A 23,971-nucleotide genomic window follows, 5' to 3' on the forward strand; every position below is an offset into this window, starting at 1 on the left:
TCACGGGCCGGGGCGGGCCGATCGGGCCCGGCCCGGGGTCGGGGCGGGGGCCGGGGCCCGGGGCTCAAAGGCCCGGCCGGGGCGTCACCGGCCAGGCCGCGGGTGAGGGCTAGGCCCGGGTGCGGAGGTCGAGGACCGTGTGGAGTTTGCCGCTTGTCGGGCTGCGGTGGAGGTGGGTGGTGTCCACCGCCTCGACCGTGAGGTCCAGGAGGCCTTCCGTGACCGCCGAGCGGAGTTCGGGGTAGCCGGTCAGGAAGACCTCGCGGAGGTGGTGGGGGTCGGTCGTGGCGGTGCGTTCCACGCGGACGGTCAGGTGCTCGCGGGCCTCCTGGGCGGTGAGCTGGATCTGCAGCTCACCGCGGTGGCCGCCGTCCTCCTCCGCCAGGGCCACGAAGCGGCGGTGGTTGAGGAAGTACGTCGCCACGCGCATCACGTCACCGGTCCGGCCCCGCAGCTCGAACCGCGGCGACCGGCTGCCGCAGGGGCACCGGCCCGGGACCGCTCGGCCGAGGTCGCCGATGACGTACCGGCCCAGCTGCTGCCCGCGCCGCGCGTGGGTGGTGAACACCAGCCGGCCCGTCTCGCCCGGCGTCACCGGCCGGTCCTCCTCCAGGTCGAGGATCTCCATGGTGTGCAGGTCGGCGTGCAGGTGGTGGACGCCGCCCGAGCTCTCGGTGCACTGGTAGCCCAGCGGGCCGAGGTCGGTGCTGCCGTACGTGATCGAGCGGACGACCTCGATGCCGAAGGTGTCCTTCAGGGTGCGCTGCTGCTCGTCGGTGAAGTGCTCACCGCCGTAGAACACCTTGCGCAGACCCCCGTAGGCCCGCAGGGCGTCCGCCTCGGCGTGCAGCAGCTGCCACAGGTACGAGGGCATCCCGAACAGCGTGTCCACGCCGTGGTCGATCAGCGTCCGCGCCGTCGCCCGGTGGTCGGGCCCGGCGGCCAGCGGCAGCTGGACCCCGCCCAGCCGTTCCAGGATGGAGAAGAAGCTGATGAAGCTGCCGTACATGCCCCCGCAGTAGAAGAGGTTCGCGGTGCGGTCCCCGACCGGGTCGTAGCCCGCGGCGAGCAGACCGCGGGCGGCGGCGTGCATCTGGGTGTCGTAGTCGTCGTAGCTGAACAGCGACAGCGCGGGGGCGCCGGTGCTGCCGCCGCTGCGGAAGTACAACTCCGCGTCGGCGCGCGTCACGTGCCGCCCCAGCTCCTGGACCTCCTCCTTGCCGAGCAGCGGCCCGGTGGGCGGCGGCAGGACCACCGGCCGGGCCAGGTCGTCCAGGCACGCCGTGGTGGCGAACCGCGCGGGATCGGCCTGCACGGCGACGCGGCGGCTGTAGCGCTGGAGGGCGTACACGCCGTCGTGCGGCTCCCCGGCGTAGCTGTCGAGCATCGAGCCGACCGGCGTGACCCGGGTGACGCCGGCCGCCAGCACCGTGCGCGACAGCTCCGCGATGTCGGTACGGCTGCCGGCGATCCCGGCGGTCTGGAGGTAGCGCCGCATCGGCCGCAGCGTGGCGATCAGCTGCTCGCGCGGCAGCGGCTTGACCCACACGCTGCGGTGCAGCGGGGAGGCCGTGAGCGGGGACCGGGTGTCGGCCATGACCCGCCACGAGCCGTCGGCCGCGGCGAACACCCTGGTCAGACCGAGGTGTTCCTCCAGCCGGGCCACCAGCTCGGTGGTGGTGAGCTCGGCCTCCTCGGCGGGACCGGACGGCTGCCCGCCGGGCTGCGCAGCCGCCGGGGGGCGGCTCGCGAGGACTGCGGAGAAGCGTTCGGCGAACGCGAACACCTCCGCCTCGTCCTCCGTGTCGAGGTAGACCACCTGCGGGCTGGCGCACGCCTGCTGCTCGAAGCGGCACACGTCGTCGGCCAGCGCGCCGAGCGCGGCCTCGTCCGCCCACGCGTCGCGCGTCAGGTAGGCGAACGAGATCCGGTGGCCCCACTCCACCAGCCGGCAGCCGGCCGGCACATGGGCGGCCACGCCCTCCACGGCGCCCTCCCCGCCCCACACGGCGACGGCGTCGGCGGGCGCGCACATCAGCCGCAGCCACTCCTGCCGGGACGACGGGAAGCGCAGCACCATGATCCGCGCGGCCAGGGCCCCGCTGGGGTCCAGGGCCGCCAGCTCGGCCATCAGGGCCTGCGTCAGCAGGGTGTCGTCGCCGCTGGTCTTGAGGATGTTGACGTTGCCCGCGAGCAGCCCCTCCACGATGCTCAGCGGCGCCACGGTGGCGGCGTTGCCCGGGGCGACGTGGGCGACCAGACCGACCGGGGCCCACGCCTCGTACACCGTCTCGCGGGGGTCCGGGCGGTTCAGCCGCCCGGGCGCGGCACTGCCCAGCTCCCGCCGCAGCTTGCGGGTCAGCTCCCGGCGGCCGAGGTGGTGGCCGAGCTCGGACAGCAGGGCCGGGTCCTCGCCCTCGGGCAGGTGGACCGCCAGCCGGGCGTGCACCGCATGGTCCGGGTCGAGCAGGGCGGTGGCGAGGGCGTCGCAGGCGGCGAGCACGGTCTCGGGCTCAAGTGCGGTGCCCAGCACGGCCTCGACGGCCGCCGGCAGCCCGGCCAGTCGGCGCCCGGCCTCCTCGTCGCCGATGAACGCACCCTGCCAGTAGTGGCAGGCGTCCCCCGGCACCGTTGCGTGCCCGGCCGCCGTCCCGGTCGCGGCCACCGTCCCGGCTGCGGTCCCGGCCGCCGCTCCGGTCGCGGCCGCCGTCCCGGTCGCGCCCACCGTCCCGGCCGCGGCCGCGTCCCCGGCCGCCACGGCGGTCGCGTTCCCCGTCGTGGTCGTGGTCGTGGTCCCGCTCATGGTCATGCCCTGCCCTTCATCAGTTCCGCCGCGGCCACCGCGCAGCTCCGGTTGCGGCTCACCCCGGCCCGGCCGAGGACGGTGAACCACGGGGTGCCCAGCCCGCACCCGCAGGCGTCCCCCGGCTGGAGGGACGCGAGATCGCCCATGACCACGCTCTGCGCGGGCACCGAGGTGATGTAGGGCGAGACCAGGTGCAGATAGCCCGGCTCGCCGTACGGCAGGGGTTCGAGGGTGCGGGTGGAGCGGATCGTCACCCGGGACCAGACCGGGGCGTGCAGGCGGTGCCGGTCGCACTCGACGTACGGGATGCAGTGCTCGACCGAGCCGAAGGTGTCGCGGATCCGCTCGCCAGGTATGCCGAGTTGCTCGGTGACCCGGGCGTACAGCTCTTCCTTGCCGATGCTCCGGTCGGCGTGCCCCTTCCAGCCGCCGCCGAGTACGACCAGCGAGCCCTCGGGCAGCCGCAGCGGCGGCAGGCCCATGGCCCGCATCCGCTCCAGGGTGAACCACAGGAAGGCCGGGAAGCCGAGGATGCGCACCGGTGCGCCGTCCCCCTCGAAGCGGCGCAGCGCCGCGATGCAGCCGAAGGGGTCGAACTCGTGGTCCCCGCCGGCCCCGCCCCCGGTGTTGCGCAGCGCGTACGTGACGCTGCGCGCGGGCGCGAAGTCGCACAGGTAGTTGTCGGTGAACGCGGTCCCCAGGTTCAGGGAGGGGGCCGGCTCGTAACTGTAGAGCAGGTAGTTGACCTCCTGCTCCGGGGTGATCCAGCCGTTGCGTTCGAAGATCCGGGCGACCATGCGCTGCGCGGAGCGGATCGTCCAGTGGTCGAAGAACATCTGCGACTTCTGGCCGGTGGTGCCGGAGGAGGTCAGGTGCAGCTCGACGTCCTCGCGCGGGACGGAGAGCACCTCGTGGCGCTTGAAGAAGTTCGCGTGGACCAGGGGCGTCCGGTACGGCGCGTCCGCGACCGCGGGGGTGGCGTCGTACAACGATCGGTAGAACGGGGACCGTTCGGTGTGCCAGGCGTTGATCTCGGCCATGGCCGCGGCGAAGAGCTCGTCCTCGGCGGGCCCGTGGGCGTACGGATCGGTCAGGTCGCACAGCTGCTGCACGTGCGGCAGCAGGGCGGGGTCGGGTACGCCGACCGGGGCGAGATGGGGGTTCATGGGGCTGTCTCCGAAGGAGTGGGCAGATGGGCCGACCGCCAGGCCGACACGTAGCAGTCCAGATAGGGCTGGAGGGGTGGCTCCACGGCGACGCCGCGGAAGTCGATGCGCTCGCCGGAGCGGGACAGGACGACGTAGTCGTGGAAGCCGTCGCCGTCGGCGCGCATCGCCGGGTAGAGCGCTCCGGCGACGAAGCCGTGGGCGAGGAACGCCGCGAGGGCACCGGTGTGCGCGAGCGGTACCAGCGCCTCCACGTAGCCCGCGCCGGCCCGGGCGAGGGCCCGGGTGACGGGTTCGAGGTGCGCGGCCGCCGCGGCGGGGTCCGGGTAGGCGGTGAGCAGGGCGCAGTAGCCGCCGGCGCGGTTGAGGTAGGCGTAGACCTCGAACCCGCCGTCCTCGGGCGTGAGCAGCACGTTCGGGGTGTGCAGCGGGTAGAACCAGCCGTCGGCGCCGGGGAAGTGCTCGCGGAAGCGGCGGCGTACGAAGGCCGGCGCCTCGACCAGTTCGAGCCGGCCGACGGCCGGCGGTGGGGCGGGCGCGGGCCCCGGCACGGGCAGGTCCGCGGCCCGCACCCCGGGGTAGGAGATGTCGAGGGCGGCCTCGGCGGTCCGCAGCAACGGCAGCAGCGGCGCGGGCACCTCGGTGACCGGGAGCCGGCAGCCGAGCACGCCCGCCGAGTAACGCGCGTAGAGTGCGAGGCTTTCGCGGCTGCTGAGATCGACGGCGTTGGGCAGGATGCCCAGCGGGCGGAAGCCGTTGCGGGCGACGACCCGCTGCGGACCGGCGCTCACGGTACGGACCGTCGCGTAGACCGAGTCCAGTCGGCCGGTGTCCAGCATGCGCGTGCACAGCGCGTCGGTCAGCGCCGCGGCGAGGCCCGCCGAGCGGTGCTCGGGGTGCACGGCGATGCCTTCCAGCCGCCCGATCCGGCTGCCGGCCTCGCCGTGGACGGCGGCCGAGCCGGTCAGGCGCCCGGTGTCGGGGCAGCGGCCGACCAGCCACAGCGAGTGCGGGTCGTCGATGAGCCGGGCCATCTCCGCCGGGTCGGTGCCCAGGGCGACGGGGTAGTGCGGGCCGTACACGGCGTAGTACAGCTGCCGCAGTTCGGCGATGTCGGGGCGGGTGGCCCTCGTGATGACGGGGTTCACCGGTGGCCTCCCACGGGTCCGGGCGTACGTGAGCCGAGCAGGGCCAGGGCGAAGGCGGCCGGGACGAGGCCGGCGCCCTGCACCAGGCAGAGGATCTGCGGCGACAGGTGGTCGCCGGCGAGACCGAACACCAGCGACGCCACCGGCAGGGAGGCGCCCAGCACGGCCTGCATGACCGCGAAGAACCCGGGCTTGTCGGCGGTGGGCACCAGACGCTGGAACAGCGCCACGAACCGCACGCTGACCGCTCCGGCGCACCAGCCGGCCACGGCCAGGCACCCGGCGACGACCAGCCGGTGCGCGGTCAGGCCGGGCAGCGCGAGGGCCAGGGCCATCAGGACCAGGCACCAGGCGCCGGCCACGGTCGGCCGGCCCGGGACCCGGGCGCCGGTGAGCGCGCCGGCGAGCGTGCCGGCGCCCAGGGAGGCCTCCAGGAGCGCCACCGTCCCTCCTGTTCCGTGCAGGACGGAGCGGGTGTAGAGGGGGATGACGACGAAGACGGCGGCGGTGAAGAGGTTCGCCGCGGTGAAGCAGACGAGGATGCGGCGTACGGCGGGCAGCGCGCCGAGGATCCCGAACAGCGAACGCCGCCCGGCCGCGGCCGACGTCGCGTCCCGGGCCCCGACCGACGTCGCGTCCCGGGCCCCGACCGAAGTGGCGTCCCCGGCCCCGGCCGAAGCCCCGTCCCGGCCCGAAGCCCCGTCCCGGCCCGAAGCCCCGTCCCGGCCCGAAGCCCCGCCCCCGCCCCCGGTCCCGGTCTCCGCCGGGTCCGGCGCGCCGCCGTCCGCCGCCGGTGCGGCGCGGAAGCGGGAGCGGGTGATGAGAAGGGCGGCGGCCAGGTAGGCGGCGGCGCAGCCGGTGGACAGGCCGCCGACGCCGAGGTGGTCGACGGCCAGGGCGCCCAGCAGGGCCCCGCCCAGGCCCGCCAGGGACTGGGTGGACAGCTCGAAGCCGGTGGCCGTCTCGATGTCGGCGTCGTCGACCAGTTCGGGGACCGACGTGGTCAGGCAGGGGTCGAAGAAGGCCTGGCAGGTGGCCAGGCCGAGGGCGCCGGCGTACACGGCCGCGACCGGCAGCCCGCTGCCCTGCGCCCACAGCGCGAGTCCGGCCGCGACGACCGCGGCCACGGCAGCGGCGGCCCGGAGCACCGAACGGTGCGCGAACCGCCCGACGACCCGGGCCACGGCGGGCGCGAGCGCCACGGCGGGCAGGGTGCACACGGCCATGAACAGCCCGGAGGCCAGGCCCCCGGCGTCCTGGACGGCGTACGCGACGAGCCACCACGACACCCCGACCTGGAACATCCGGACGGCTGCCTGGGTCAGGACCTGGCCCAGCCACACGGCCCCGAAGGAGCGGTTGCGCAGCACGAGCGGCAGCCGCCGCCCGCTCGCCGCGGCGCCGCCGGGCCCGGTCGCGACGGCCGTGTCCACGGGGGCGCTCATGCGGTCGGCCTCTCGTCGAGGACCCGGACCAGCTTGCCGGAGCGGGGGTTGACGGCGAGGTCGCGATGGCGCACCCACTCCACGGACAGCGGGTGCACGAAGCCGGCCCGTACGCTGTCCGGGTACAGCGGCCGGACGTCCTCCAGCTCCGCGACCACGGCCTTGGCCAGCGCTTCGAGGTCCGCCGACTCGCCGGCCGGCTCGCCCGAACCGCCCGCAGGCGCACCCGACTCGCCCGCCCGTGCGCCCGGCGCCGTCGGCCGCTCGCCGGGCACCGTTGCCAGGCGCAGGACCAGCCCGTCGCGCCCCTCCCACCGGCGCACGACCAACTGCATGCCCACGACCCGCCCTTCGGTGTCCGCCGCGGCCACGGCCTCCTGGGCGTCCTGGGTGTACAGCGACACCGGGCCGACCCGTACGCCTTCCTCGGCGCGCCCGAGGATCCGGAAGTGCCCGTCGCCGGTGCCGGTCCACTCGGCCCGGTCGCCCGCGGGATAGCGGATGACGGGCATCAGACGCCGGAAGAGGCTGGTCACGACGACCCGGCCGGGCCGCCCCGGCTCCGTGATCGGCTCGTCGGTGGTGTCGTCGAGGATCTCGACCACCGAGTACGGGGTGAAGGCCCGGTGCACCCGGGCGTCCGGCCCCGGCACGGGTCGGCCGAGCAGCCCGGCGTCGACGCTGGCGTACCCCACGGAGCGGACCTCCGCCCGGGGGAACGCGGCGGCCAGCAGCCGCCGCTGGTCGGCGAACAGCGCCTCGCCGCCGAACAGCAGCAGCTCCACCGCGTCGAGCCGGACGCCGCGGGCCACGACCTGTTCCGCCAGTCGGCACAGGGTGGTCGGGGTGCCGGTCAGGACCTCGGCGGCCAGGTCGCGCAGGGTCGGGACGGTGGACTCCAGCGGCGCACCGCCGCCGATCGGCAGCCGGACGTTGTCCACGGGCGCGTGGGCGAGGGAGTCGAGCAGGAAGAGGAAACTGGCGTACAGCTCGCCGGCGTAGAACAGGTCCGCCACCCGGTGGCCCGGGCGCAGGCCCGCGTCCACGAGCCCCTGTCCGAAGGACGTCACGAACGTCCGCCACTCGTCGCGGGTGTAGACGGAGAACTTGGGGGAGCCGGTGGTGCCCCCGGTCTTGTAGACCGTGGCCTCGCTCAGCGGTCCGGTCAGGACCCGGTTGCCGTCGGCGCGCAGGGAGTTGGCCGCCCAGAACTCCCGCTGGTCCACCACCGGGAGATCGGTGAGCCGGCCCGCGTCCGGCGGCAGGGCGGCGTAAAGGTCGCGGTAGAAGGGTGAGTTGTGACGGGCGAAACGTATGAGGTCCGAGAGTTGCTGGGCGGACATGGGCCTTTGCCTAGGTGAACGGGAACAGGGGCAGGAGTCACCGCGGTGCGTGAGGAGACCGCGAGTTCGCCTGCGGAAACGGCCGGCTGTGGGGGGACGGGGAACCCCCGCGCTGCAGCTGACGTGCAGTCACGATGATGGAACATCATGTCGAGTGTCGCCAAATTGGCCAAGGATTTCCGGCCACGGCGACCGAAAGCGCGGATATTTCCCGCTCAGGCCGCCGATCGCGGATCCCGGCACTACCCTGCGATCATGCGGACAAGGTGGCGGGGATGCGGGAAGGTCAAGGTGACGCAGCGTCAACGCCTGCTGGTCGACGCGGTGATCGCCCTGGCCCTGCTCGTCCTCACCCTCTGCTTCGCCCGGCAGTACCGGATGCCCGACTGGCCCGCGTTCGACACCCGGGCCGTCGCCCTGACGTGTCTGATCACCCTGCCCCTGGCGCTGCGCCAGGTCGCCCCCTGGCCGGTGCTGCTCACCAGCTGCGCCGGACTGGCCGTGTACGTCTCCCTCGGCTACCAGCCCACCTCCAACATCTGGCCGCCGCTGCTCGCGTTCTTCACCGTCGCGACCCTGCGCCCGCTGCGGCACGTGCTGGCGGCGGCGGGGGTGACCGTGGCCGTGTGGTTCCACCACGCCATGGGCACCCGGGCCATGTCGGCGCCGGTGGCCCTCGGTCAGACCGTGCTCGTGGTCCTCCTGGCCTGGGGCTTCGGCTTCACCCTGCGCCGGCTGGCCGAGCGCAACGCCCAGCTCGACCGGCTGACGGCCCGGCTGAGGGCCGAGGAGGGGGCCCGTGCCCGGCACGCCGTGACCGAGGAACGCCTGCGCATCGCCCGCGAACTGCACGACGTGGTGGCCCACCACCTCTCCGTCGTCGCGCTGCAGAGCGGAGTGGCCCGGATGGTCTTCGACAGTGACGCGGACACCGCCAGGACCGCGTTGCGCACCATCGAGGACACCTCCCGCCAGACCCTGGAGGAGATGCGCGGCCTGCTCCAGGTCCTGCGGGTGTCCCCGGACGGTACGGAGGCGGTCGCCGGACCGGCCGACGGGTCCGGCAGCGGACTCGGCGCGCTCGACGACCTGACGGCCCGCATGAGCGCGGCAGGGCTGGTGGTGCGCACCGAGACCGACGGCACGCCCGTCCGGCTGGCCCCCGGCCCCGACCTGTGCGCGTACCGGATCGTCCAGGAGGCCCTGACGAACGTGCTCAAGCACGCGGGCCCCGGCAGCCGCGTCGGCATCGCCCTCGGCTACGGCACGGGCGCGCTCACGGTCGCCGTCACCGACGACGGAGGGCCGGAGCCGGCCGCGGCGGCGCCCCCGGCCCCGGGCACCGGGACCGGCCACGGACTCATCGGCATGCGCGAGCGCGTCAAGCTCTACGGCGGCACCTTCCAGGCCGGCCCGCGCCCGGCCGGGGGCTACGCGGTGCGGTTCTCGCTGCCGCTGCCCGGGCGCACCACCCCGGACGACTCCGCGTACGCGGGCCCCCGGCGCCGGCAGCCGTGACGTCCCCCGCCGGGCGCCGGCGGCGGGCTCCGGCGTGGCGCGAACGGTCCCTCGGGTGGCGTGAGCGGCCCTCGGCCCGTGGTCCGCGCCGCCGTAGGGTCATGACGCGCGGGCCCGCGGGGCCCGTACCCCGGCAGAGCCGCCGTGCCCGACACGGGGGTGCGGGCACGGCGGCCTCGACGCCGCCTCCCCTGAGGCGGGCCGTCAGCCGCGGAAGTCGGCCGGACGGGTCGGGGAGGCCTGGGCCAGGGCCTCGGCGACCTCCCGGGCGCCCGCGCGCAGGCCGTAGACCGGGGTGCCCGGCTGCTGGCGCCAGGAGTCGTCCAGCCCGCCGGCGTCGACGGTGTCGAAGCCCAGTTCGTCGATCAGCGACCGGACCGTCTTCTTGGCGGCCTCGTCGTCGCCCGCCACCGGTACGGCGATGCGCTCCGGATCTCCCGCCGGTCGCGGCCGGTCCAGCAGGTCCTGGGCGTAGGTGCCGTTGAAGGCCTTGATCACGGGGTGCCCGAGGTGGCGTTCGGTCCAGCGGCTCTCGGTCAGGCCCTCGTCCTCGATGCCGGAGATGCGGCCGTCGCGCTGGCGCGGGTAGTAGTTGTTGGTGTCGATGACGGCGAAGCCCTCCGCCGCGCCCTCGAACAGGTTCGCCGGCAGGTCGGGGACCGCCTTCAGCGGCACCGTCACCACCACGACCGACGCGCCGCGCGCCGCCTCCGCGGCGGTCACCGGCGTCGCCCCGGTCTCCTCCGCGAGCGCCTTCAGGGACTGCGGGCCGCGCGAGTTGGCCACCGCCACCTCGTGGCCGAGAGCCCGCAGGCGCCGGGTCAGGTTGCCGCCGATGTTGCCCGCTCCGATGATGCCGATCCTCATGTCTTCGACCTCTCGCGTGATGGGTGCCGAGCCGTACAGGTCACGGTCAACGGCGATCAGGCGCGCCCTGTTCCGGGTCGGCGGCCGTTGCGGCCGGATGTCATACGGCGTTCACGATCGGGGAACAAGCGCCCCGGGGGACGGGTTGGACCGGGCATGACCACCATTGACTTCGACCCCCGTACGCTCCTCGCGCAGAGCCGGCTCGGTGTCCTCGCCACGATCAAGGCGGACGGCCGTCCCCAGCTCTCGCCCGTCATGCCGTTCTACGACCCGGAGACCGACGTCCTCCACGTGTCCATGACCGAGGGACGGGCCAAGACGGCGAACCTGCGCCGCGATCCGCGGGCCTCCTTGGAGGTCACCGCGCCCGACGGCCGGTCCTGGGCGACCGCGGAGGGCACGGTGCGCCTGGTCGGACCGGGGACCGATCCGTACGGTCCGGAGGTGGAGGCGCTGGTGGAGTACTACCGCAAGGCCGCGGGCGAGCACCCGGACTGGGAGGAGTACCGGTCGGTGATGGTCTCCGACCGCAGGGTCCTCATGACGATGCCGGTGGACCACGTGTACGGCGCCCGGATCGGCTGATCCCGCCCGCCCCGGCCGGAGTTGGCCGAAACCCTTCCGGTCCGGGCACGGCGCCCTATCCTTCCGGAAGGGGGACACGGCGACGCGACGCCGAGGGCGCACCATGCGAGGGGGCGGCGATGAACGAAGGCACGGGCATGGCGCTCGGCGGCGCGCTCGCCGCGGTCGCCACGATCGTGGCGGCGGTCATCGCGACGTCCTGCTCCAGCTCGAAGGGGGAGCCCCCCGTCGAACAGCGGGGGAGGACCAACATTGTCTGCGGTGACCATTCCCACTGCGGGAACCACTAGCCGGCGGCGCCGCCTGATCGGTACCGCGATCGCCGTGGCCGTGCTGTCCGCGGGGTGCTCCACCACCTCGATCAACCAGCAGGGCGGCACCAACGTCAACTGCGGCGGCACCTCGAACTGCGCCAACGACTACGGCGACCGGGACGCCGCCCAGGACGGCGGGCGGCGTTCCCCGAGCGCCTCCGACCCCGCCGCCCCGCCGTCGCCGTCCGACCCGGACGACACGGCCACGCCCCGGCCACGGTCCTCCTCCCCGCGCCCCCTCGGCTCGCCCTCCTCCTCGGTCGGCGGCAAGAAGGCCACCGACCTCGCCGCCTACCCGACCGCCACCGTCTACGCGAACGGCGCCCCGCTGCTGCGCGTCGTCTGGGTCGAGACGCCCGAGAACAAGGTGCAGTTCAGCGGGGTCGGCCGCACCCAGATCCGGGCCCGCCGCGTCGAAGGGGTCGGCTACCACATGCGGCTCGCCTCCACCTCCACCTTCCGGCTCACCCGCAGCGACGGCAGCCTCGACTACGCCTTCGTCGGCCCCGACAGCCGCCTGCTGCAGGTCCGCAATCCCGGAAGCTGCTCCTCGAACTGCGCCGCGCTGAACCCGACCCGCGAGGGCAGCGCCCTCGCCTACACCACCGTCCTCCAGGTCCACAGCGGCCGGCTGGCCTCCGTCCCGGCCGGCGCGGTGATGACCTACCGGCTGGAGTGATCCGTGACGGTCAGGCCTCCGGGCGCGCAGGGGTTCCCGCGCTCGCCCTCCCCTCGGAGGAAGGGGCCCGCAGGGCGGCGACCTGGGGCGGACGTCGGCTAGGGTCGGTCCGCACAGCCCACCGCGTACCGCACGCACGACCACGAGGAGCAGCCGTGAGAGAGCCGGCGTCCACCGCCCTGCAGCAGGAGATCGCCCGGGACCTCCAGGTGACCGAGGCCTTCGACGCGGAGCGTGAGATCGAGCGCCGCGTGGCCTTCCTCACCGAGCGGCTCACCTCGACCGGCCTGCGCTCCCTCGTGCTCGGCATCAGCGGGGGCGTCGACTCGACCACCACGGGCCGGCTCTGCCAGCTCGCCGTGGAGCGCGCCCGGGCGGCCGGCCACGAGGCCGTGTTCTACGCCATGCGCCTGCCCTACGGCGTCCAGGCCGACGAGCGCGACGCCCAGCTCGCCCTGTCCTTCATCCGGGCCGACCAGGTCCTCACCGTGGACGTCAAGCCGGCCAGCGACGCGGCCCTCGACGCGGCCGTGGCGGCGGGGGTCACCTTCCGCGACGCCCACCACCAGGACTTCGTGCACGGGAACATCAAGGCCCGCCAGCGGATGATCGCGCAGTACGCGGTCGCGGGCGCCCAGGACGGACTGGTCGTCGGCACCGACCACGCGGCCGAGGCGGTCTCCGGCTTCTTCACGAAGTTCGGCGACGGCGCCGCCGACCTCGTACCGCTCACCGGCCTGACCAAGCGCCGGGTCCGCGCCGTCGCCGAGGCCCTGGGAGCCCCGGCCGAGCTGGTGTGGAAGGTCCCGACCGCGGACCTGGAGACCCTCGACCCCGGCAAGGCCGACGAGGACGCGCTCGGCGTCACGTACGACGACATCGACGACTTCCTCGAGGGCAAGCCGGTCGACGAGCGGGCCTTCGGCATCATCGCCCGCCGCTACCGGGCCACCGAGCACAAGCGGCAGCTGCCCGTCGCCCCCTGAGGCGCCACGGCGGCGCCACGGCGGCGACGCGGGCCGGCCGGGAGCGGGCGGTGCTCACCCCTTCCCGGCCGGCCCGAAGATCCGGTCCAGGTGGTGGTGCAGGACGGCCGTGGCCGAGGCCACGTCGCGCTGGCCCACCAGGATGCTCGTGCCCAGCGTCGCCGCCATCGCCAGCAGACTGATCGCCTCCGTGCGCGCGTCGGCGCCCGGGTCGGCCAGCCCCGCGTCCTGCGCCTGGCGGATCAGCCCCGTCAGGGCGTCCTCGGCGGCGTCCGGGTCGGCGACGAACGGCTGCGCGGCCAGCTTCTCGTCGGTCACCGACAGCACCGCGTACGACGTCCACAGCAGGTGGAACCTCCGGCTCTCCTCGTCGGTCGGGAGCGAGACCAGGAGCAGGGCCTCGGCGGTCGCGCGCGGCCCCGGCTCGGGGCCGACGGCGCGCAGCCGCGCCCCCACGCGTGCGGTGAAGCGGTCGGCCAGGTGCCGCAGGCCGTAGTGGAGCAGCTTCTCCTTGGTCTCGAAGTAGTACTGCACGAGCCGGAGCGAGACACCCGCCTCGGCCGCCACGTCGCGCATGCCGACCGCGTGCAGTCCCCGGCGGCCGGCCACCCTCACGAGCGCCTCGGCGATCTGCGCGCGCCGTTCCTCGTGGTCCACCCGTTTCGGCATTCCTCGTCTTCTCCGCCCTCGTCGGCCCTCGGCCCTTCATGGTACCGCTGTATCAACTTCGTGGTACGGTCGTATCACGAAAGCGACCACCCTGGAGGTGCCACCGTGTCCCAGCCCGCGACCCGCGCACGACGCGACGTCGGCCGCTACGTCGACGACACCTTGCGCGACCGCTACTTCGCCGCCTGCGACGCGGTCCACGCCCTGGGCGCGCCCCTGCGCTCCGAGACCGACGTCGAGACGAGCTTCGGCACCACCCACGTCTACCGCTACGGTCCCGCGGACCCGGCCGCCGAGTCCCGGACGCCGGTGGTGCTGATCCACGGCGCCGGATCCTGCTCCGCCATGTGGTACCCCAACACCGGGGCGCTCAGCGCCGAACGGCCCGTCTACGCCCTCGACACCCCCGGCGACCCCGGGCGCAGCGTGCAGCGCGAGCCGATGTGGCAGCCCGAGCGGGCCGCGCAGTGGCTCGACGAGGCCCTCGACGCCCTCGGCCTGGACAAGGTCCACCTCGTGGGCTCCTCGTACGGGGGCTGGCTGGTCCTCAACATGGCCCACCGCCGCCCCGGCCGCCTGGCCTCGGTCACCCCGCTCGACCCGGGCGGGCTGGAGAAGGTCGGCCTGCGCTTCTTCGCCTGGGTGTTCGTCAGCCTGTTCGCCACCTTCGCGCCCGGGCCGCTGCGCCCGCGGCTCGCCAAGTGGCTGGAGCAGCCGGTGATCGTCGTGCCCGAGCTGCGCCGGATGGTCCACGCGGGGGTCCGCGCGTTCCGGGTCCGGCGGCCCGCGCCCCTGCCGCTGACCGACGCCGAGCTGGCCTCCATCACCGTCCCGCTCCACCTCGTCATGGGTCGGCGCAGCCTGCTGCTGCACCCCGAGCGCCAGCGCGAGCGCGTGCCCCGCCTGGTCCCCGGCGCCCGCGCCGAGATCGTCGGCGGGACCGGCCACGGTCCCCAGATCGACCACGCCGACCTGGTCAACGCCCGGATGCTGGGCTTCATGGACGACGTCGACGCCACCGCGCCGGCCCCGCGCCCGTAGGCTGCACCCCGGACGCAGGGCGGCGAGGGGGAGGAGACCGGTGGAACGGGCGGGCGAGAAGGACGTGTTCGTGCTGCCGAGGGGCGCGACCGGATTCCGGCACATCAGCGAACCGGAGCTGCCGAGGACCGGGGTCGAGGTGTGCCGCGCCGCCTGGCAGGCCGCCGCCCGGGCCGCCGGCGGCGAGGCCGTCGACTTCATGGAGCACGGCTATCCGCAGAGCTTCCACAGCGGGAGTCTGACCGACGACGCCGGCCCGCACGTCGCGGTGTTCCACGCCAACTACCCGTACGTCGCCTTCGTGGACGAGCGCCGGTGCGCCTACTCGGACGAGTTCCTGGAGCCGCCCGCCTGGGCCGCCGCGCTCTGCGCCGCCGGTTTCACCGTCCTGGGCGCCGCCGTGCTGCGCGCGCCCCTCGACGCGTGCGACACGAGTGCGCTGGGTGACGCGGAATGGAGCCAGATCGAGTACTGGGAGCCGCCGACCCTCGGCGCGCTGCTCTTCAACATGTGGGACTGAGCAGGGCGACGCGCCGATGCCCGGCAGCTCCGGGCTGCCGGGCATCGGGCCGGAGGCACGTGGTGCCACCCGGTGTCTCGTCAGAGGGCGCTCTTGGTCGCGCTGGAGACGACGCACTCCTTGTACTCGCTGCCGTCGCCCTTGCCGGTGTAGGGCGTCGTGGCCTCGGCCTGCTGCGAGGCACCCGCCTTGACCGCGAGGTTGCGGACCTTGGCCGTCGCGGCGAAGGTGTTCGAGCCCGGCGCGCCCTTGAACGTCATGGTGATGTTGTAGGTGTAGTTCACCGAACCGCTGTTGGTGACGGTCAGCCGGGCGACCAGGTTCTTGCCGGTCTCGTCCAGCCGGCACTTGTCGATCCGGATGTCCCGCTCGGCCTTGTTGGCGCTGCTGGAGCCGCCGGGGACGGACGTGCCGCTCGACGAGCTGCCGCTCGACGAGCTGCCGCTCGTGCTGTCGTTGCTGCTGCCGCCGGTGGTACCGCTGCTGGTGCTGCCCGACGTCCCGGAGGTGTCGGAGCCGCCGGAGCTGCTGGAGCCCCCGGAGCTGCTGGAGTGCGACGAGCTGGAGGTGCTGCCGCCGCAGCTGCCACCGTGGGAGCCACGGGCACCGGTGAGGGCGACGACGGCGATGCCGAAGACGGCAATTGCGCGGACATGACGAAGCTTCACGTTCAACCCCGTTGAGAAAGAGCAATGAGCGGATGGGCCCACCTTGGCAGGCGCACGTCACCCTAACAGCGCCTTGACGCTCCCTCTCCCGATGCTGCCGAGCGGCGGCGCTCGCGCGGTCCGCTGCAGCCGTATCGTGACAGGATCACAACACATCGATCACACGACCTCCCCGATCGCTCCGCCGGACGTGCCGTCAGGACGGCCGGTCGCCGTCCCGGTTCGCGTGGACCACCTCGATCAGCATGGCCACGGTGTCCAGGGCGCTCCCCTCGTGGTCGCTGCCCGCCGTGCCGCTGCCGGTCTGGAGGTTGGCGGAGCGGTCGATCTCGACCACGGAGTCGGCGTCGGAGTTGTCGATGACGGTGACGAGGCTGTCTCGGGCCGCCGCCGGCGCGGCCGCGCCGGCGAGCAGGGCCGCCGTCAGGCACGCGGCCGCCCGCACGCGCGCAGCGCTCACGCGTCCACCCGCTGCCGCGCGGTCGGCACGTCGTGGTGCCGGCTGATGTTCTTGGCCAGGAGCCGGGTCGACTCGGCGACGCCCACCTGGTCCGCCTCCTCCGTCGCCGGCAGGCGCCCGTCGGCGAGCTTGAGTTCGGTGAGCGCGGCGTCCATCGCCTCGTGCGCCGCGAACAGGCACGGGGTGCTGTAGATCGCCACGTCGATGCCCAGCTCCGTCAGCTCGGTCAGCGACAGGCGGGGCGACTTGCCGCCGGCGATCTGGTTGAACAGCAGCGGCTTGCGGCCCACGACCTCCCGGATCCGCCGGATCCACTCCACGCTCCGGACGCCGTCGACCAGCACCACGTCCGCGTCCGTCGCCGCCAGCGCCTCCGCGCGGCGCAGGATGTCGGCCTCGTCCGTGGCGTCCGTCCGCGCGACGACCACCAGGTCCTTGCGCGTGGCCAGCACCATCTCCAGCTTCTCCAGGTACTCCGCGAGCGGCAGGACCAGCTTGCCGTCGGCGTGGCCGCACCGGCGCGGGCGCTTCTGGTCCTCCAGGATCACGCCCGACGCGCCGATCCGTTCCAGCCCCTCCACGACATGGCAGGCGACCTCGGGGTCGACGTACCCGTCGTCGATGTCCACGAGCAGGTGGTGCCGGGGGAAGGCGCCGCGGAGCCGCTGCACGAAGCCCAGCATGTCGGGCCAGGCGATGAAGCCGATGTCCGGCAGTCCGTAGTACGAGGCGGCGAAGCCGAAGCCGGACACGAACATGGCGTCGTAGTGCCCGGCCGCCACCGAGGCCGAGTACATGTCGTACACACCGATGAGGGGTGTGGTGCCGGGCTCCGCGATACGAGCGCGCAGCGAGTTCCCGTAGCTCATCTTCCGTCTCCTTCGACAGGACGTGGGCATGCGAGGACCGGGCAGCGGTGGGCCGCGGATGCGGCAGCGCTTTACCCGCAGCAGATGATTTCCTGGGAATTCCTTGAACTTTCCTCGATCGTGCCTTTACTCACCCCAACGGCCTAGCGCGTTCACCACAGAAACGTCACTGGCGGGGGCGCCTCACCCGGTGCCGTCGGCCGCCGCGTCCCCGGTGATCAGGCCCGTCACCGCCGCGACCGGCGGCCACGACCACTGGCCGGCGCGCGCCAGCAGGGAGGTGCGGCGGGTGCCGGCGAGCGGGTCCAGCGGCCGGAAGGCGACGTCGGTACGGCCGGCCTCGATGCCGGACTCGGCGAGCACGGCCACCCCCAGCCCGGCGCCGACCAGGCTGTTCACCAGGTGCAGGCTGTCCATGCGATGGGCGATGCGCGGGGTGAAACCCGCGATCGCGCAGACCCGCTGCACGAGCTCGTCGTCGTCGGTGCCCCGGGAGTTGGCGATCCAGCCCGTCGTGGCGAAGTCCCGGAGCTCGGCCAGCGCGACCGGCCGTCCCGCGTCCGGATGGTCCGCCGGGACGGCCAGGTACAGCGGCTGCTCGTCCAGCTGCCGGGCGTCGAGCTCGCGGGGGACCGGCCGCGGCACCAGGCTGTAGTGGTAGATCAGCCCGAGGTCGATGCTGCCGGAACGCAGCAGGTCGATCGTGTGCTCCGGCTCGTGCTCGTACGTCTCGACCTCGATCAGCGGGTACCGCTCCCGGGCCCGCACCAGCAGGGGCAGCACCACCGGCTCCACGGCGGTGAAGAAGCTGGCCAGCCGCACCCGCCCGGCGGGCTCGGCCCCGCCGCGCAGCTCGGCCTGGGCCTCCTGGACGGCGGCGAGGATCTTGACCGCGTGCTCGACCAGGCGCTCGCCGGCCGGCGTCAGCCGGACCCGGCGCCCCACCGGCCTGAGCAGGGGCACCCCGACCTCCGCCTCCAGCACGCCCAGGTGCTTGGAGACCGCGGAGGTCCCGTACCCCGTGCTCGCCGCGACGGCGGCCATGGTCCCCAGCCGGTGCAGCTCGACCAGGAGGCGGAGCCGGCCCAGGTCCGGCAGGGGGCGGGATGCGGGCGGAAGCGGGGTCACACGAGGATCATCCACCATTGGTGGACATCAGGGCCACCATCAGCCCGTGGACAGCAGTGATCCAGTGCCGCTCCAATAGCCGGATGAACGCCCCCGCCGGTCCTGCCGCCGCACTCCCGCCCACCCCGGCCACCCCTGCCACCGCGCCTGCCCCCGCGTCCGCCACCCCTGCCGTCGCGCCTGCCGCCGCGTCCGCCACCCCGTCCGCCTCCGCGCCGGCCGCGGGCGGGACGGGGGGCGTCGCGGGCCGCCCGGAGCGCCCGTACAAGCTGCCCGGAGCCGTCCTGCTCCTGGTCGCCATGGCACTGCTCCACACTGGAGGCGCACTGGCGACCGAGCTGTTCGACTCGCTCGGTCCGGCCGGCACCACCTGGCTCCGGCTCACCTTGGCGGCCGTGGTCCTGCTCGCCTGCACCGGACGCTCCCTGTGGCGGGTGGTCCGTACGACCGCCCGCGCGGACCTGCTCGGCACGGTGGGGCTCGGCGTGGTCAGCGCCGCCATGATGCTGCTGTTCGCGGAGGCCGCCGCCCGGCTCCCGCTGGGGACGGCGACGGCCCTGGAGTTCCTCGGCCCGCTGGCGGTGGCGGTCGCCGGCTCGCGCCGCGTCCGCGAACTGCTCTGGCTGGCGCTCGCCGCGGCCGGCGTGCTGCTGCTCACCTCGCCCTGGAGCGGGTCCGCCGGTCTCGTCGGCGTCCTCTTCGGACTGGGCTCGGCCGCCTGCTGGGCGGCGTACGTCATCGGCACGGCGCACGTGGGCAGCCGGTTCTCGGCCCCGCACGGGCTGGCCCTGTCGTTGGCCGTCGCCGCGGTCGTGGCGGCGCCGTTCGGCGCGCCCGGGGCCCTCGCCCACCTCAGCTGGCAGGTCGCCGCCGCGGCGGCCGGGATCGCGGTGCTGATGCCGTTGCTGCCGTTCCTGCTGGAGATGAAGGCGCTGCAGCGCATGAGCAAGACCACCTACGGCACCCTGGCCGGCCTGGAACCCGCCGTGGCGCTGTTCGCCGGCATGGTCCTCATCGCGCAGACGCCCACCGTCCTCCAGGCCGCCGGAACGGCCCTGGTGGTCACCGCCGGCATCGGGGCGGCCCGCGGCGAGGGCCGCCGCTGACGCCCGGCGGTTCCCCTCGTTTGGCGGGGCGGCGACGGGGCAGCCGCCGGTCGAGAAACGCGACCGTTCCCGAACCGAAGGAGCCGGCCATGGACGAGCAGGGCGGAGCGGGCGGAGTCCCGCTGGACGACGACGCCGAGGCCAGCCGCCGCCGCAAGCCCCACCCCACCGGAGTCCGCCGCGACGACCGGCGCACCCCGGCGGCGGACACCGACGAGGCGAGCCGGCTGGACCGGCCGCAGGAGCCGGACGGCCCGCGCGACGGCCGCGTCCGGTGGACCGGCCCGCGCGAGGAGTGAGCGCCGGGCGGGCAGGGCCGCGGGGGCGACCCTCAGGACCGGTCGGCGGGAGCACGAGCTGCTGGTCACGGGCCGCGGGGGCAGGTGAACCGCGGCGGCCGATCGGGTGAAAGGCGGAGCCTGGGGCTGAGAGCGGGGCACGCGGCTCGCTAGAACGCTGACCGTGACTCCGCTCCCGCCGCGCGCCCCGGCTCCCGCCTCCGCTGCCCGCCGCCTTCCCGCCGCGCCTGCCCCGGCCCCCGCCTCCGCCCCGGCCTTTTCCCTCCGGGCCGCCCTACCGGCCCTGCTCCTCGCCGTGCTGGCCCTCCTGCCGGAGGCCGCCGCCGCCCCCGTGGCCGCGGCCCCGGTCGTGGGCGCGCCCGGCGCCCCCGACCCGATCGTGTTCGTCCACGGCTGGAACACCGACGGTTCGACGTGGAACACCATGGCCGACCGCTTCCGCGCCGACGGCTGGCCGGCCGACCGGCTGGACCGCTGGACGTACCCCAGCTCCCAGTCGAACGTCACCACCGCCACCGAGCTCGCCCAGGAGATCGACCGGGTCCTCGCCGCCACCGGCGCGGCCAAGGTCGACCTCGTCACCCACTCCATGGGCGGCCTGTCCTCGCGCCACTACCTGAAGAACCTCGGCGGAACCGCGAAGGTCGACGCCTGGATCTCCCTGGCGGGCCCCAACCACGGCACCACGACGGCACGCTGGTGCGGGGGAGCGGCCTGCGCCGAGATGCGCCCGGGATCCGCCTTCCTCGCCGCCCTCAACACCGGCGACGAGACTCCCGGCGACACCCGCTACGCCACGTGGTGGTCGCCGTGCGACAGCATCATCGACCCCGACGACACGGTCGCCCTCACGGGTGCGGCCAACACCAGGACCGCCTGCCTGCAGCACACGGCCTTCCCGGTCGACGCCGGCGTCTACGCCCAGGTCAAGGCCTCGTTGTAAACCCCGCGGCACCGGCACGGCCGCCTCCCGGAGTGCCTCATTCCGGGAGGGCGGTGCTTCCGTCATGATGAGCCCGCGTCAGCCATCGGCAGAAGGGGCAGCACATGGAGCGGCCGCGCATGGGGCAGGGCGTACTTCGGCGCAAGCCGATCGAGCACATCGACGAAGCGGAAGGGGCCCCGAGCGAGCAGCTCACGCGCACGCTCGGACTGTGGCAACTCACCGCCATCGGCGTCGGCGGCATCATCGGCGCCGGCATCTTCACGCTGGCCGGGACGGTCGCCAACGGCGTCGCCGGACCGGCCGTCCTCGTCTCCTTCCTCATCGCCGGGGTGGCCAGCGCCGCGGCGGCCTTCTCCTACGCCGAGTTCGCCGGGCTCATCCCGAAGGCCGGCTCCGCCTACACCTACGGGTACGCCGTCCTCGGCGAGCTGGTGGGCTGGTTCATCGGCTGGGACCTGCTGCTGGAGTACACGGCCATCGTCGCCGTCGTCGCCATCGGCATCTCCGGCTACTTCAACTTCCTGCTGGAGGACATCGGAGCGTCCCTGCCCACCTGGATGCTCGGCGCGCCCGGCACCGGCGAGGGGCACCGCGTCGACCTCATCGCCGTCGTCCTCTGCCTGTTCACGGCGTACCTGCTCACCCTCGGCATCAAGAACGCCGCGCGCTTCGAGACCGTCGTGGTCGTGCTGAAGGTGCTGGTGGTCCTGCTCGTCATCGGCGTCGGCTTCTTCCACATCGACACCGCCAACTACACGCCGTTCTTCCCGTACGGGGTGGGCGGCGCGTTCACCGGCGCGGCCACGGTGTTCTTCGCGGTGTTCGGCTACGACGCGATGAGCACGGCGGCGGAGGAGTCCAAGGACGCCCAGCGGCACATGCCCAAGGCCATCATCTACTCGCTCGCCATCGCGATGGTGCTGTACGTCCTGGCCTGCCTGGTCCTGACGGGCATGCAGAACTACACGGAGATCGACCCGGAGAGCGGCTTCTCCTCCGCCTTCAAGGCGGTCGGGCTCGATGCGGTCGCCGACATCATCGCGGTCGGGGCGATCATCGGCATCCTCACCGTCATGTTCACCTTCATGCTCGGTGTGACGCGCGTGTGGTTCTCCATGAGCCGCGACGGACTGCTGCCCCACTGGTTCGCCAAGACGCACCCCACCCGGCACGTACCGACCCGCGTGACCTGGATCGTCGGCGTCGCCTCGGCCGTCATCGCCGGCTTCGTCCCGATCGGCGAGGCGGCGGAGCTGACCAACATCGGCATCCTGCTCGCCTTCGTGGTCGTGTGCGCCGCCGTCATCGTGCTGCGCTACCGGCGGCCCGACCTGCCGCGGGAGTTCCGCGCCCCCTTCATGCCCGTCACACCGGCGATCGGCGTGGTCGCCTCGATCTGGCTGATCACCTACCTCCAGGTGGAGACCTGGTTCCGCTTCGCCCTCTGGTTCCTGATCGGGCTGGTGATCTACTTCGGCTATTCCTACCACCACTCCCGGCTCGCCCAGGAACCCCCGCCGGAGCGCGTCGAGCGCTAGGCGACGGTCGATTCCACGGGGTCGTCCGGCCGGGCGCAGGCGGGCTCGGTGGGGGGGCGAAGGGGTGTCACCACGTGCGGTGGACGGTCGCCTTGGTGCCGGTCACCAGGCTGGCGGGTGGGACGTCGTCGGCGACGACCGCGCCGGCGGCGACCACGGCGTCACGGCCGATGCTGACGCCGGGCAGGATCGTGGCACCGGCGCCGATCCACACGTTCTCCGCGACGTCGATGGGTGCGCCGGTGAGGTACAGCCGCCGCTCCCCGGGATCGACCGGGTGCCCGCTGGTGATGAACGTGACCTTCGGCCCGATCATCACGCGCTCGCCGAGCCGGATGCCGGCGTAGTCCAGGAACGTGCAGTTCTGGTTGATGAAGACGCGGTCGGCGAGGTCGAGGTTCAGGCCGTGGTCCGTGTAGAACGGCGGATGGATCGTGGCTCCGGGCGGCAGTGGCCTGCCGAGGATCTGTGCGAACAACTCGGCCTTGCCCGCCTCGTCCTCGAAAGGCAGGACGTTCAGGCGCGAGGTGAGCTCGGTGACCCGCACGACCCGCTCGGCCATGGCCTGGAACTCGGGGCTGTGGATGCGCATCAGACGGTCGCTGGACATGCCGCGATCCTTCCTGCCCCAGCGTGACGGGGCAACTGCCCCGCGGCGGTCGCATTCCAGGGGTGCCACCGGACACGGGACCGAGGGCACCCGAGAGCGACTACGACCGCCGACGTGGAATCTATCGTCCAGGACCCGCCGCGGGCCGCGGGCCCCGGGTCAGTCGCGGACCAGGAGGACCAGGACGGCCAGGGCGACGCCCAGGACCAGGGCGGCCACGCCGTAGCCGGCGCGGTGGTGACGCAGTACCGGGACGAAGCGGTCCAGCGCGAAGCGGCCGGGGCCGGTGAGGGCGAGGGTGACGGCGGCGGCGATGAGCAGGCTCTCGAACTCCACCCCCTTTTGGCCGACCACGTCACCCGCCCACTTCACCGCGACGGCGTTGATCAGCACCCCGACGACCGCCGCGGCGGACAGCGGGGTGAGCAGGCCGAGGACCAGGCCCAGGCCGCCGAGGGTCTCGGTCACCCCCGCGACCACGGCCATGGTCTCGGCCGCCGGGTAGCCGGCCCTGTCGAAGAACATGCCCGTCGTCTTGACGCCCGGGCCGTCGAACCACCGGAACAGCTTCTGGGTGCCGTGGACGGCCATGATGAGGCCGGCCACCAGCCGGAGCACGGGCAGGCCGACGTCGTACGGGGTGGTGTCGACCGCGGGCCGGCGGTCGAGCTGGAGCGAGGGGATCGTCATCCTGGCGCTTTCTGTGGGAGGGGCAGGGCACCAACCCTTCTCAGCCTGACGAAAACCCGGGCGAAATGCCCGGTAGGTGCGTCCGCGAGTCCGCGCGTCGGCCCCTGGTCACTCGATCCGGATCGCATGCAGCAGCCACAGGCCGAGTGCCAGCAGCGCCGCCGTCAGAGGCCACTGGTGCAGCAGGGCCGGCCCGGCGACGTACAGGGACAGCAGGCCGTACGCCGCGGCGCAGCTGCCCAGGAACCACTGGAGCCCCTCGGGCAGGCGCACCAGGCGCAGGAAGCCGACGAGGACGACGGCGCAGGCGGGGAACAGCCACGGGTACTGCGGCGTCGGGCCCCACCCGAGGACGGCCTCACGGATCCGGGCGAACGGCTCGGAGCCCGCCTGGAGCGCGGCGAGTTCGAACGGGGCCCGCCACTGGGGCGCCAGCTCGGCCGACTTCTCGAACGGCACCCGCCACTGCCACAGCACCATCAGCTGCCACACCAGCACCGTCAGCGCACCGGCCTGCCCGATCCGGGCGAACCCGCCGAGCCCGGCCGGCGTGCGCGGGACCACCAC

At 73.9% G+C, this 23,971-nt stretch carries 25 protein-coding genes; 11 read left to right on the forward strand and 14 right to left on the reverse strand.

The window, feature by feature from the left end; genetic code table 11:
- Positions 1 to 109 precede the first annotated feature (109 nt).
- From LG632_RS20895 to LG632_RS20915, 5 genes are read right to left on the reverse strand one after another with little or no spacing between them, the layout of a single operon-like run.
- Positions 110 to 2,809: an acyl-CoA reductase gene (locus LG632_RS20895; protein ID WP_226728923.1), complete on the reverse strand. Its 2,700-nt coding sequence runs from the start codon at positions 2,807 to 2,809 to the stop codon at positions 110 to 112.
- Positions 2,806 to 3,972 carry a LuxE/PaaK family acyltransferase gene (locus tag LG632_RS20900; RefSeq protein ID WP_226728925.1) on the reverse strand — a complete coding sequence of 389 codons (1,167 nt, stop codon included), beginning with the start codon at positions 3,970 to 3,972 and terminating at the stop codon, positions 2,806 to 2,808. Before LG632_RS20900 ends, LG632_RS20895 begins: the two co-directional genes overlap by 4 nt.
- Positions 3,969 to 5,120 (reverse strand): GNAT family N-acetyltransferase, encoded by a 1,152-nt coding sequence (locus tag LG632_RS20905; RefSeq protein WP_226728927.1) that lies wholly within the window; start codon positions 5,118 to 5,120, stop codon positions 3,969 to 3,971. The genes LG632_RS20900 and LG632_RS20905 overlap by 4 nt, the downstream gene beginning before the upstream one ends.
- Positions 5,117 to 6,565 carry an MFS transporter gene (locus LG632_RS20910; RefSeq protein WP_226728928.1) on the reverse strand — a complete coding sequence of 483 codons (1,449 nt, stop codon included), beginning with the start codon at positions 6,563 to 6,565 and terminating at the stop codon, positions 5,117 to 5,119. Before LG632_RS20910 ends, LG632_RS20905 begins: the two co-directional genes overlap by 4 nt.
- Positions 6,562 to 7,908, reverse strand: coding sequence for a phenylacetate--CoA ligase family protein (locus LG632_RS20915; RefSeq protein WP_226728929.1), 1,347 nt, complete (start codon positions 7,906 to 7,908; stop codon positions 6,562 to 6,564). The genes LG632_RS20910 and LG632_RS20915 overlap by 4 nt, the downstream gene beginning before the upstream one ends.
- A 291-nt stretch (positions 7,909 to 8,199) precedes the next feature.
- Here LG632_RS20915 and LG632_RS20920 point away from each other — a divergent pair, with 291 nt between their 5' ends.
- Positions 8,200 to 9,426, forward strand: coding sequence for a sensor histidine kinase (locus LG632_RS20920; RefSeq protein WP_226728930.1), 1,227 nt, complete (start codon positions 8,200 to 8,202; stop codon positions 9,424 to 9,426).
- Positions 9,427 to 9,630: 204 nt separating this feature from the next.
- Here the strand turns inward: LG632_RS20920 and LG632_RS20925 are convergent, their stop codons facing one another.
- Complete coding sequence (locus LG632_RS20925; protein ID WP_308108820.1) at positions 9,631 to 10,314, reverse strand: NADPH-dependent F420 reductase; 684 nt, start codon at positions 10,312 to 10,314, stop codon at positions 9,631 to 9,633.
- 135 nt (positions 10,315 to 10,449) lie between these two features.
- Here LG632_RS20925 and LG632_RS20930 point away from each other — a divergent pair, with 135 nt between their 5' ends.
- From LG632_RS20930 to nadE, 4 genes are all read left to right on the forward strand, one after another.
- Positions 10,450 to 10,881 (forward strand): PPOX class F420-dependent oxidoreductase, encoded by a 432-nt coding sequence (locus LG632_RS20930; protein ID WP_226728932.1) that lies wholly within the window; start codon positions 10,450 to 10,452, stop codon positions 10,879 to 10,881.
- 119 nt (positions 10,882 to 11,000) lie between these two features.
- Positions 11,001 to 11,171, forward strand: a complete 171-nt coding sequence (locus LG632_RS20935; protein WP_226728933.1) for a hypothetical protein — start codon at positions 11,001 to 11,003, stop codon at positions 11,169 to 11,171.
- Positions 11,143 to 11,874 carry a hypothetical protein gene (locus LG632_RS20940; protein WP_226728934.1) on the forward strand — a complete coding sequence of 244 codons (732 nt, stop codon included), beginning with the start codon at positions 11,143 to 11,145 and terminating at the stop codon, positions 11,872 to 11,874. The genes LG632_RS20935 and LG632_RS20940 overlap by 29 nt, the downstream gene beginning before the upstream one ends.
- A gap of 155 nt (positions 11,875 to 12,029) precedes the next feature.
- A complete protein-coding gene (nadE, locus tag LG632_RS20945) occupies positions 12,030 to 12,860 on the forward strand; it encodes an NAD(+) synthase (protein WP_226728935.1) in 831 nt (276 codons plus the stop codon).
- A gap of 54 nt (positions 12,861 to 12,914) precedes the next feature.
- Here nadE and LG632_RS20950 read toward each other — a convergent pair whose 3' ends face one another.
- A complete protein-coding gene (locus tag LG632_RS20950; protein WP_226728936.1) occupies positions 12,915 to 13,529 on the reverse strand; it encodes a TetR/AcrR family transcriptional regulator in 615 nt (204 codons plus the stop codon).
- A gap of 105 nt (positions 13,530 to 13,634) precedes the next feature.
- On the opposite strand from LG632_RS20950, the gene LG632_RS20955 reads away from it, so the two are divergent.
- On the forward strand, positions 13,635 to 14,570 hold the full coding sequence (locus LG632_RS20955) for an alpha/beta fold hydrolase (RefSeq protein WP_226728937.1): 936 nt from the start codon (positions 13,635 to 13,637) through the stop codon (positions 14,568 to 14,570).
- Between the two features lie 40 nt (positions 14,571 to 14,610).
- Positions 14,611 to 15,090: a hypothetical protein gene (locus tag LG632_RS20960; RefSeq protein ID WP_226728938.1), complete on the forward strand. Its 480-nt coding sequence runs from the start codon at positions 14,611 to 14,613 to the stop codon at positions 15,088 to 15,090.
- 80 nt (positions 15,091 to 15,170) lie between these two features.
- Here LG632_RS20960 and LG632_RS20965 read toward each other — a convergent pair whose 3' ends face one another.
- The 4 genes from LG632_RS20965 to LG632_RS20980 all read right to left on the reverse strand — a co-directional run bounded on the left by LG632_RS20965 (position 15,171) and on the right by LG632_RS20980 (position 18,215).
- On the reverse strand, positions 15,171 to 15,758 hold the full coding sequence (locus LG632_RS20965; protein WP_226728940.1) for a hypothetical protein: 588 nt from the start codon (positions 15,756 to 15,758) through the stop codon (positions 15,171 to 15,173).
- A gap of 196 nt (positions 15,759 to 15,954) precedes the next feature.
- Entirely contained in the window at positions 15,955 to 16,218 is a 264-nt protein-coding gene (locus LG632_RS20970) for a hypothetical protein (RefSeq protein ID WP_226728941.1), read from the reverse strand.
- Complete coding sequence (locus LG632_RS20975; RefSeq protein ID WP_226728943.1) at positions 16,215 to 17,087, reverse strand: isocitrate lyase/PEP mutase family protein; 873 nt, start codon at positions 17,085 to 17,087, stop codon at positions 16,215 to 16,217. The genes LG632_RS20970 and LG632_RS20975 overlap by 4 nt, the downstream gene beginning before the upstream one ends.
- Before the next feature lie 183 nt (positions 17,088 to 17,270).
- Positions 17,271 to 18,215, reverse strand: a complete 945-nt coding sequence (locus tag LG632_RS20980; RefSeq protein WP_226728944.1) for a LysR family transcriptional regulator — start codon at positions 18,213 to 18,215, stop codon at positions 17,271 to 17,273.
- Positions 18,216 to 18,298: 83 nt separating this feature from the next.
- Here LG632_RS20980 and LG632_RS20985 point away from each other — a divergent pair, with 83 nt between their 5' ends.
- The 4 genes from LG632_RS20985 to LG632_RS21000 all read left to right on the forward strand — a co-directional run bounded on the left by LG632_RS20985 (position 18,299) and on the right by LG632_RS21000 (position 22,104).
- Complete coding sequence (locus LG632_RS20985; protein ID WP_226728945.1) at positions 18,299 to 19,321, forward strand: EamA family transporter; 1,023 nt, start codon at positions 18,299 to 18,301, stop codon at positions 19,319 to 19,321.
- An 89-nt stretch (positions 19,322 to 19,410) separates the two neighbouring features.
- Positions 19,411 to 19,620, forward strand: a complete 210-nt coding sequence (locus LG632_RS20990) for a hypothetical protein (protein ID WP_226728947.1) — start codon at positions 19,411 to 19,413, stop codon at positions 19,618 to 19,620.
- A 283-nt stretch (positions 19,621 to 19,903) separates the two neighbouring features.
- On the forward strand, positions 19,904 to 20,563 hold the full coding sequence (locus tag LG632_RS20995) for an esterase/lipase family protein (RefSeq protein WP_445271394.1): 660 nt from the start codon (positions 19,904 to 19,906) through the stop codon (positions 20,561 to 20,563).
- A gap of 104 nt (positions 20,564 to 20,667) precedes the next feature.
- The gene (locus LG632_RS21000; RefSeq protein ID WP_226728949.1) at positions 20,668 to 22,104 is read left to right on the forward strand and encodes an amino acid permease; all 1,437 of its coding nucleotides are present in this window, start codon (positions 20,668 to 20,670) and stop codon (positions 22,102 to 22,104) included.
- A 67-nt stretch (positions 22,105 to 22,171) separates the two neighbouring features.
- On the opposite strand, the gene LG632_RS21005 is transcribed toward LG632_RS21000, so the two are convergent.
- From LG632_RS21005 to LG632_RS21015, 3 genes are all read right to left on the reverse strand, one after another.
- Positions 22,172 to 22,714 carry a DapH/DapD/GlmU-related protein gene (locus LG632_RS21005; protein ID WP_226728950.1) on the reverse strand — a complete coding sequence of 181 codons (543 nt, stop codon included), beginning with the start codon at positions 22,712 to 22,714 and terminating at the stop codon, positions 22,172 to 22,174.
- A 159-nt stretch (positions 22,715 to 22,873) separates the two neighbouring features.
- Positions 22,874 to 23,404 (reverse strand): DoxX family protein, encoded by a 531-nt coding sequence (locus LG632_RS21010; protein WP_226728952.1) that lies wholly within the window; start codon positions 23,402 to 23,404, stop codon positions 22,874 to 22,876.
- Positions 23,405 to 23,512: 108 nt separating this feature from the next.
- Positions 23,513 to 23,971, reverse strand: a 459-nt coding sequence (locus LG632_RS21015; RefSeq protein WP_226728953.1) for a hypothetical protein, incomplete at its 5' end; no start/stop codon positions are given.

It is taken from the genome of Streptomyces antimicrobicus, from assembly GCF_020532625.1.
GTDB lineage: Bacteria > Actinomycetota > Actinomycetes > Streptomycetales > Streptomycetaceae > Streptomyces > Streptomyces antimicrobicus.

Coding starts and splice junctions, on each gene's coding strand:
- LG632_RS20895 (WP_226728923.1), bottom strand. CDS start 2,809: ATGACCATGAGCGGGACCACGACCACGACCACGACGGGGAACGCGACC.
- LG632_RS20900 (WP_226728925.1), bottom strand. CDS start 3,972: ATGAACCCCCATCTCGCCCCGGTCGGCGTACCCGACCCCGCCCTGCTG.
- LG632_RS20910 (WP_226728928.1), bottom strand. CDS start 6,565: ATGAGCGCCCCCGTGGACACGGCCGTCGCGACCGGGCCCGGCGGCGCC.
- LG632_RS20915 (WP_226728929.1), bottom strand. CDS start 7,908: ATGTCCGCCCAGCAACTCTCGGACCTCATACGTTTCGCCCGTCACAAC.
- LG632_RS20930 (WP_226728932.1), top strand. CDS start 10,450: ATGACCACCATTGACTTCGACCCCCGTACGCTCCTCGCGCAGAGCCGG.
- LG632_RS20935 (WP_226728933.1), top strand. CDS start 11,001: ATGAACGAAGGCACGGGCATGGCGCTCGGCGGCGCGCTCGCCGCGGTC.
- LG632_RS20950 (WP_226728936.1), bottom strand. CDS start 13,529: ATGCCGAAACGGGTGGACCACGAGGAACGGCGCGCGCAGATCGCCGAG.
- LG632_RS20975 (WP_226728943.1), bottom strand. CDS start 17,087: ATGAGCTACGGGAACTCGCTGCGCGCTCGTATCGCGGAGCCCGGCACC.
- LG632_RS20985 (WP_226728945.1), top strand. CDS start 18,299: ATGAACGCCCCCGCCGGTCCTGCCGCCGCACTCCCGCCCACCCCGGCC.
- LG632_RS20990 (WP_226728947.1), top strand. CDS start 19,411: ATGGACGAGCAGGGCGGAGCGGGCGGAGTCCCGCTGGACGACGACGCC.
- LG632_RS21000 (WP_226728949.1), top strand. CDS start 20,668: ATGGAGCGGCCGCGCATGGGGCAGGGCGTACTTCGGCGCAAGCCGATC.
- LG632_RS21005 (WP_226728950.1), bottom strand. CDS start 22,714: ATGTCCAGCGACCGTCTGATGCGCATCCACAGCCCCGAGTTCCAGGCC.
- LG632_RS21010 (WP_226728952.1), bottom strand. CDS start 23,404: ATGACGATCCCCTCGCTCCAGCTCGACCGCCGGCCCGCGGTCGACACC.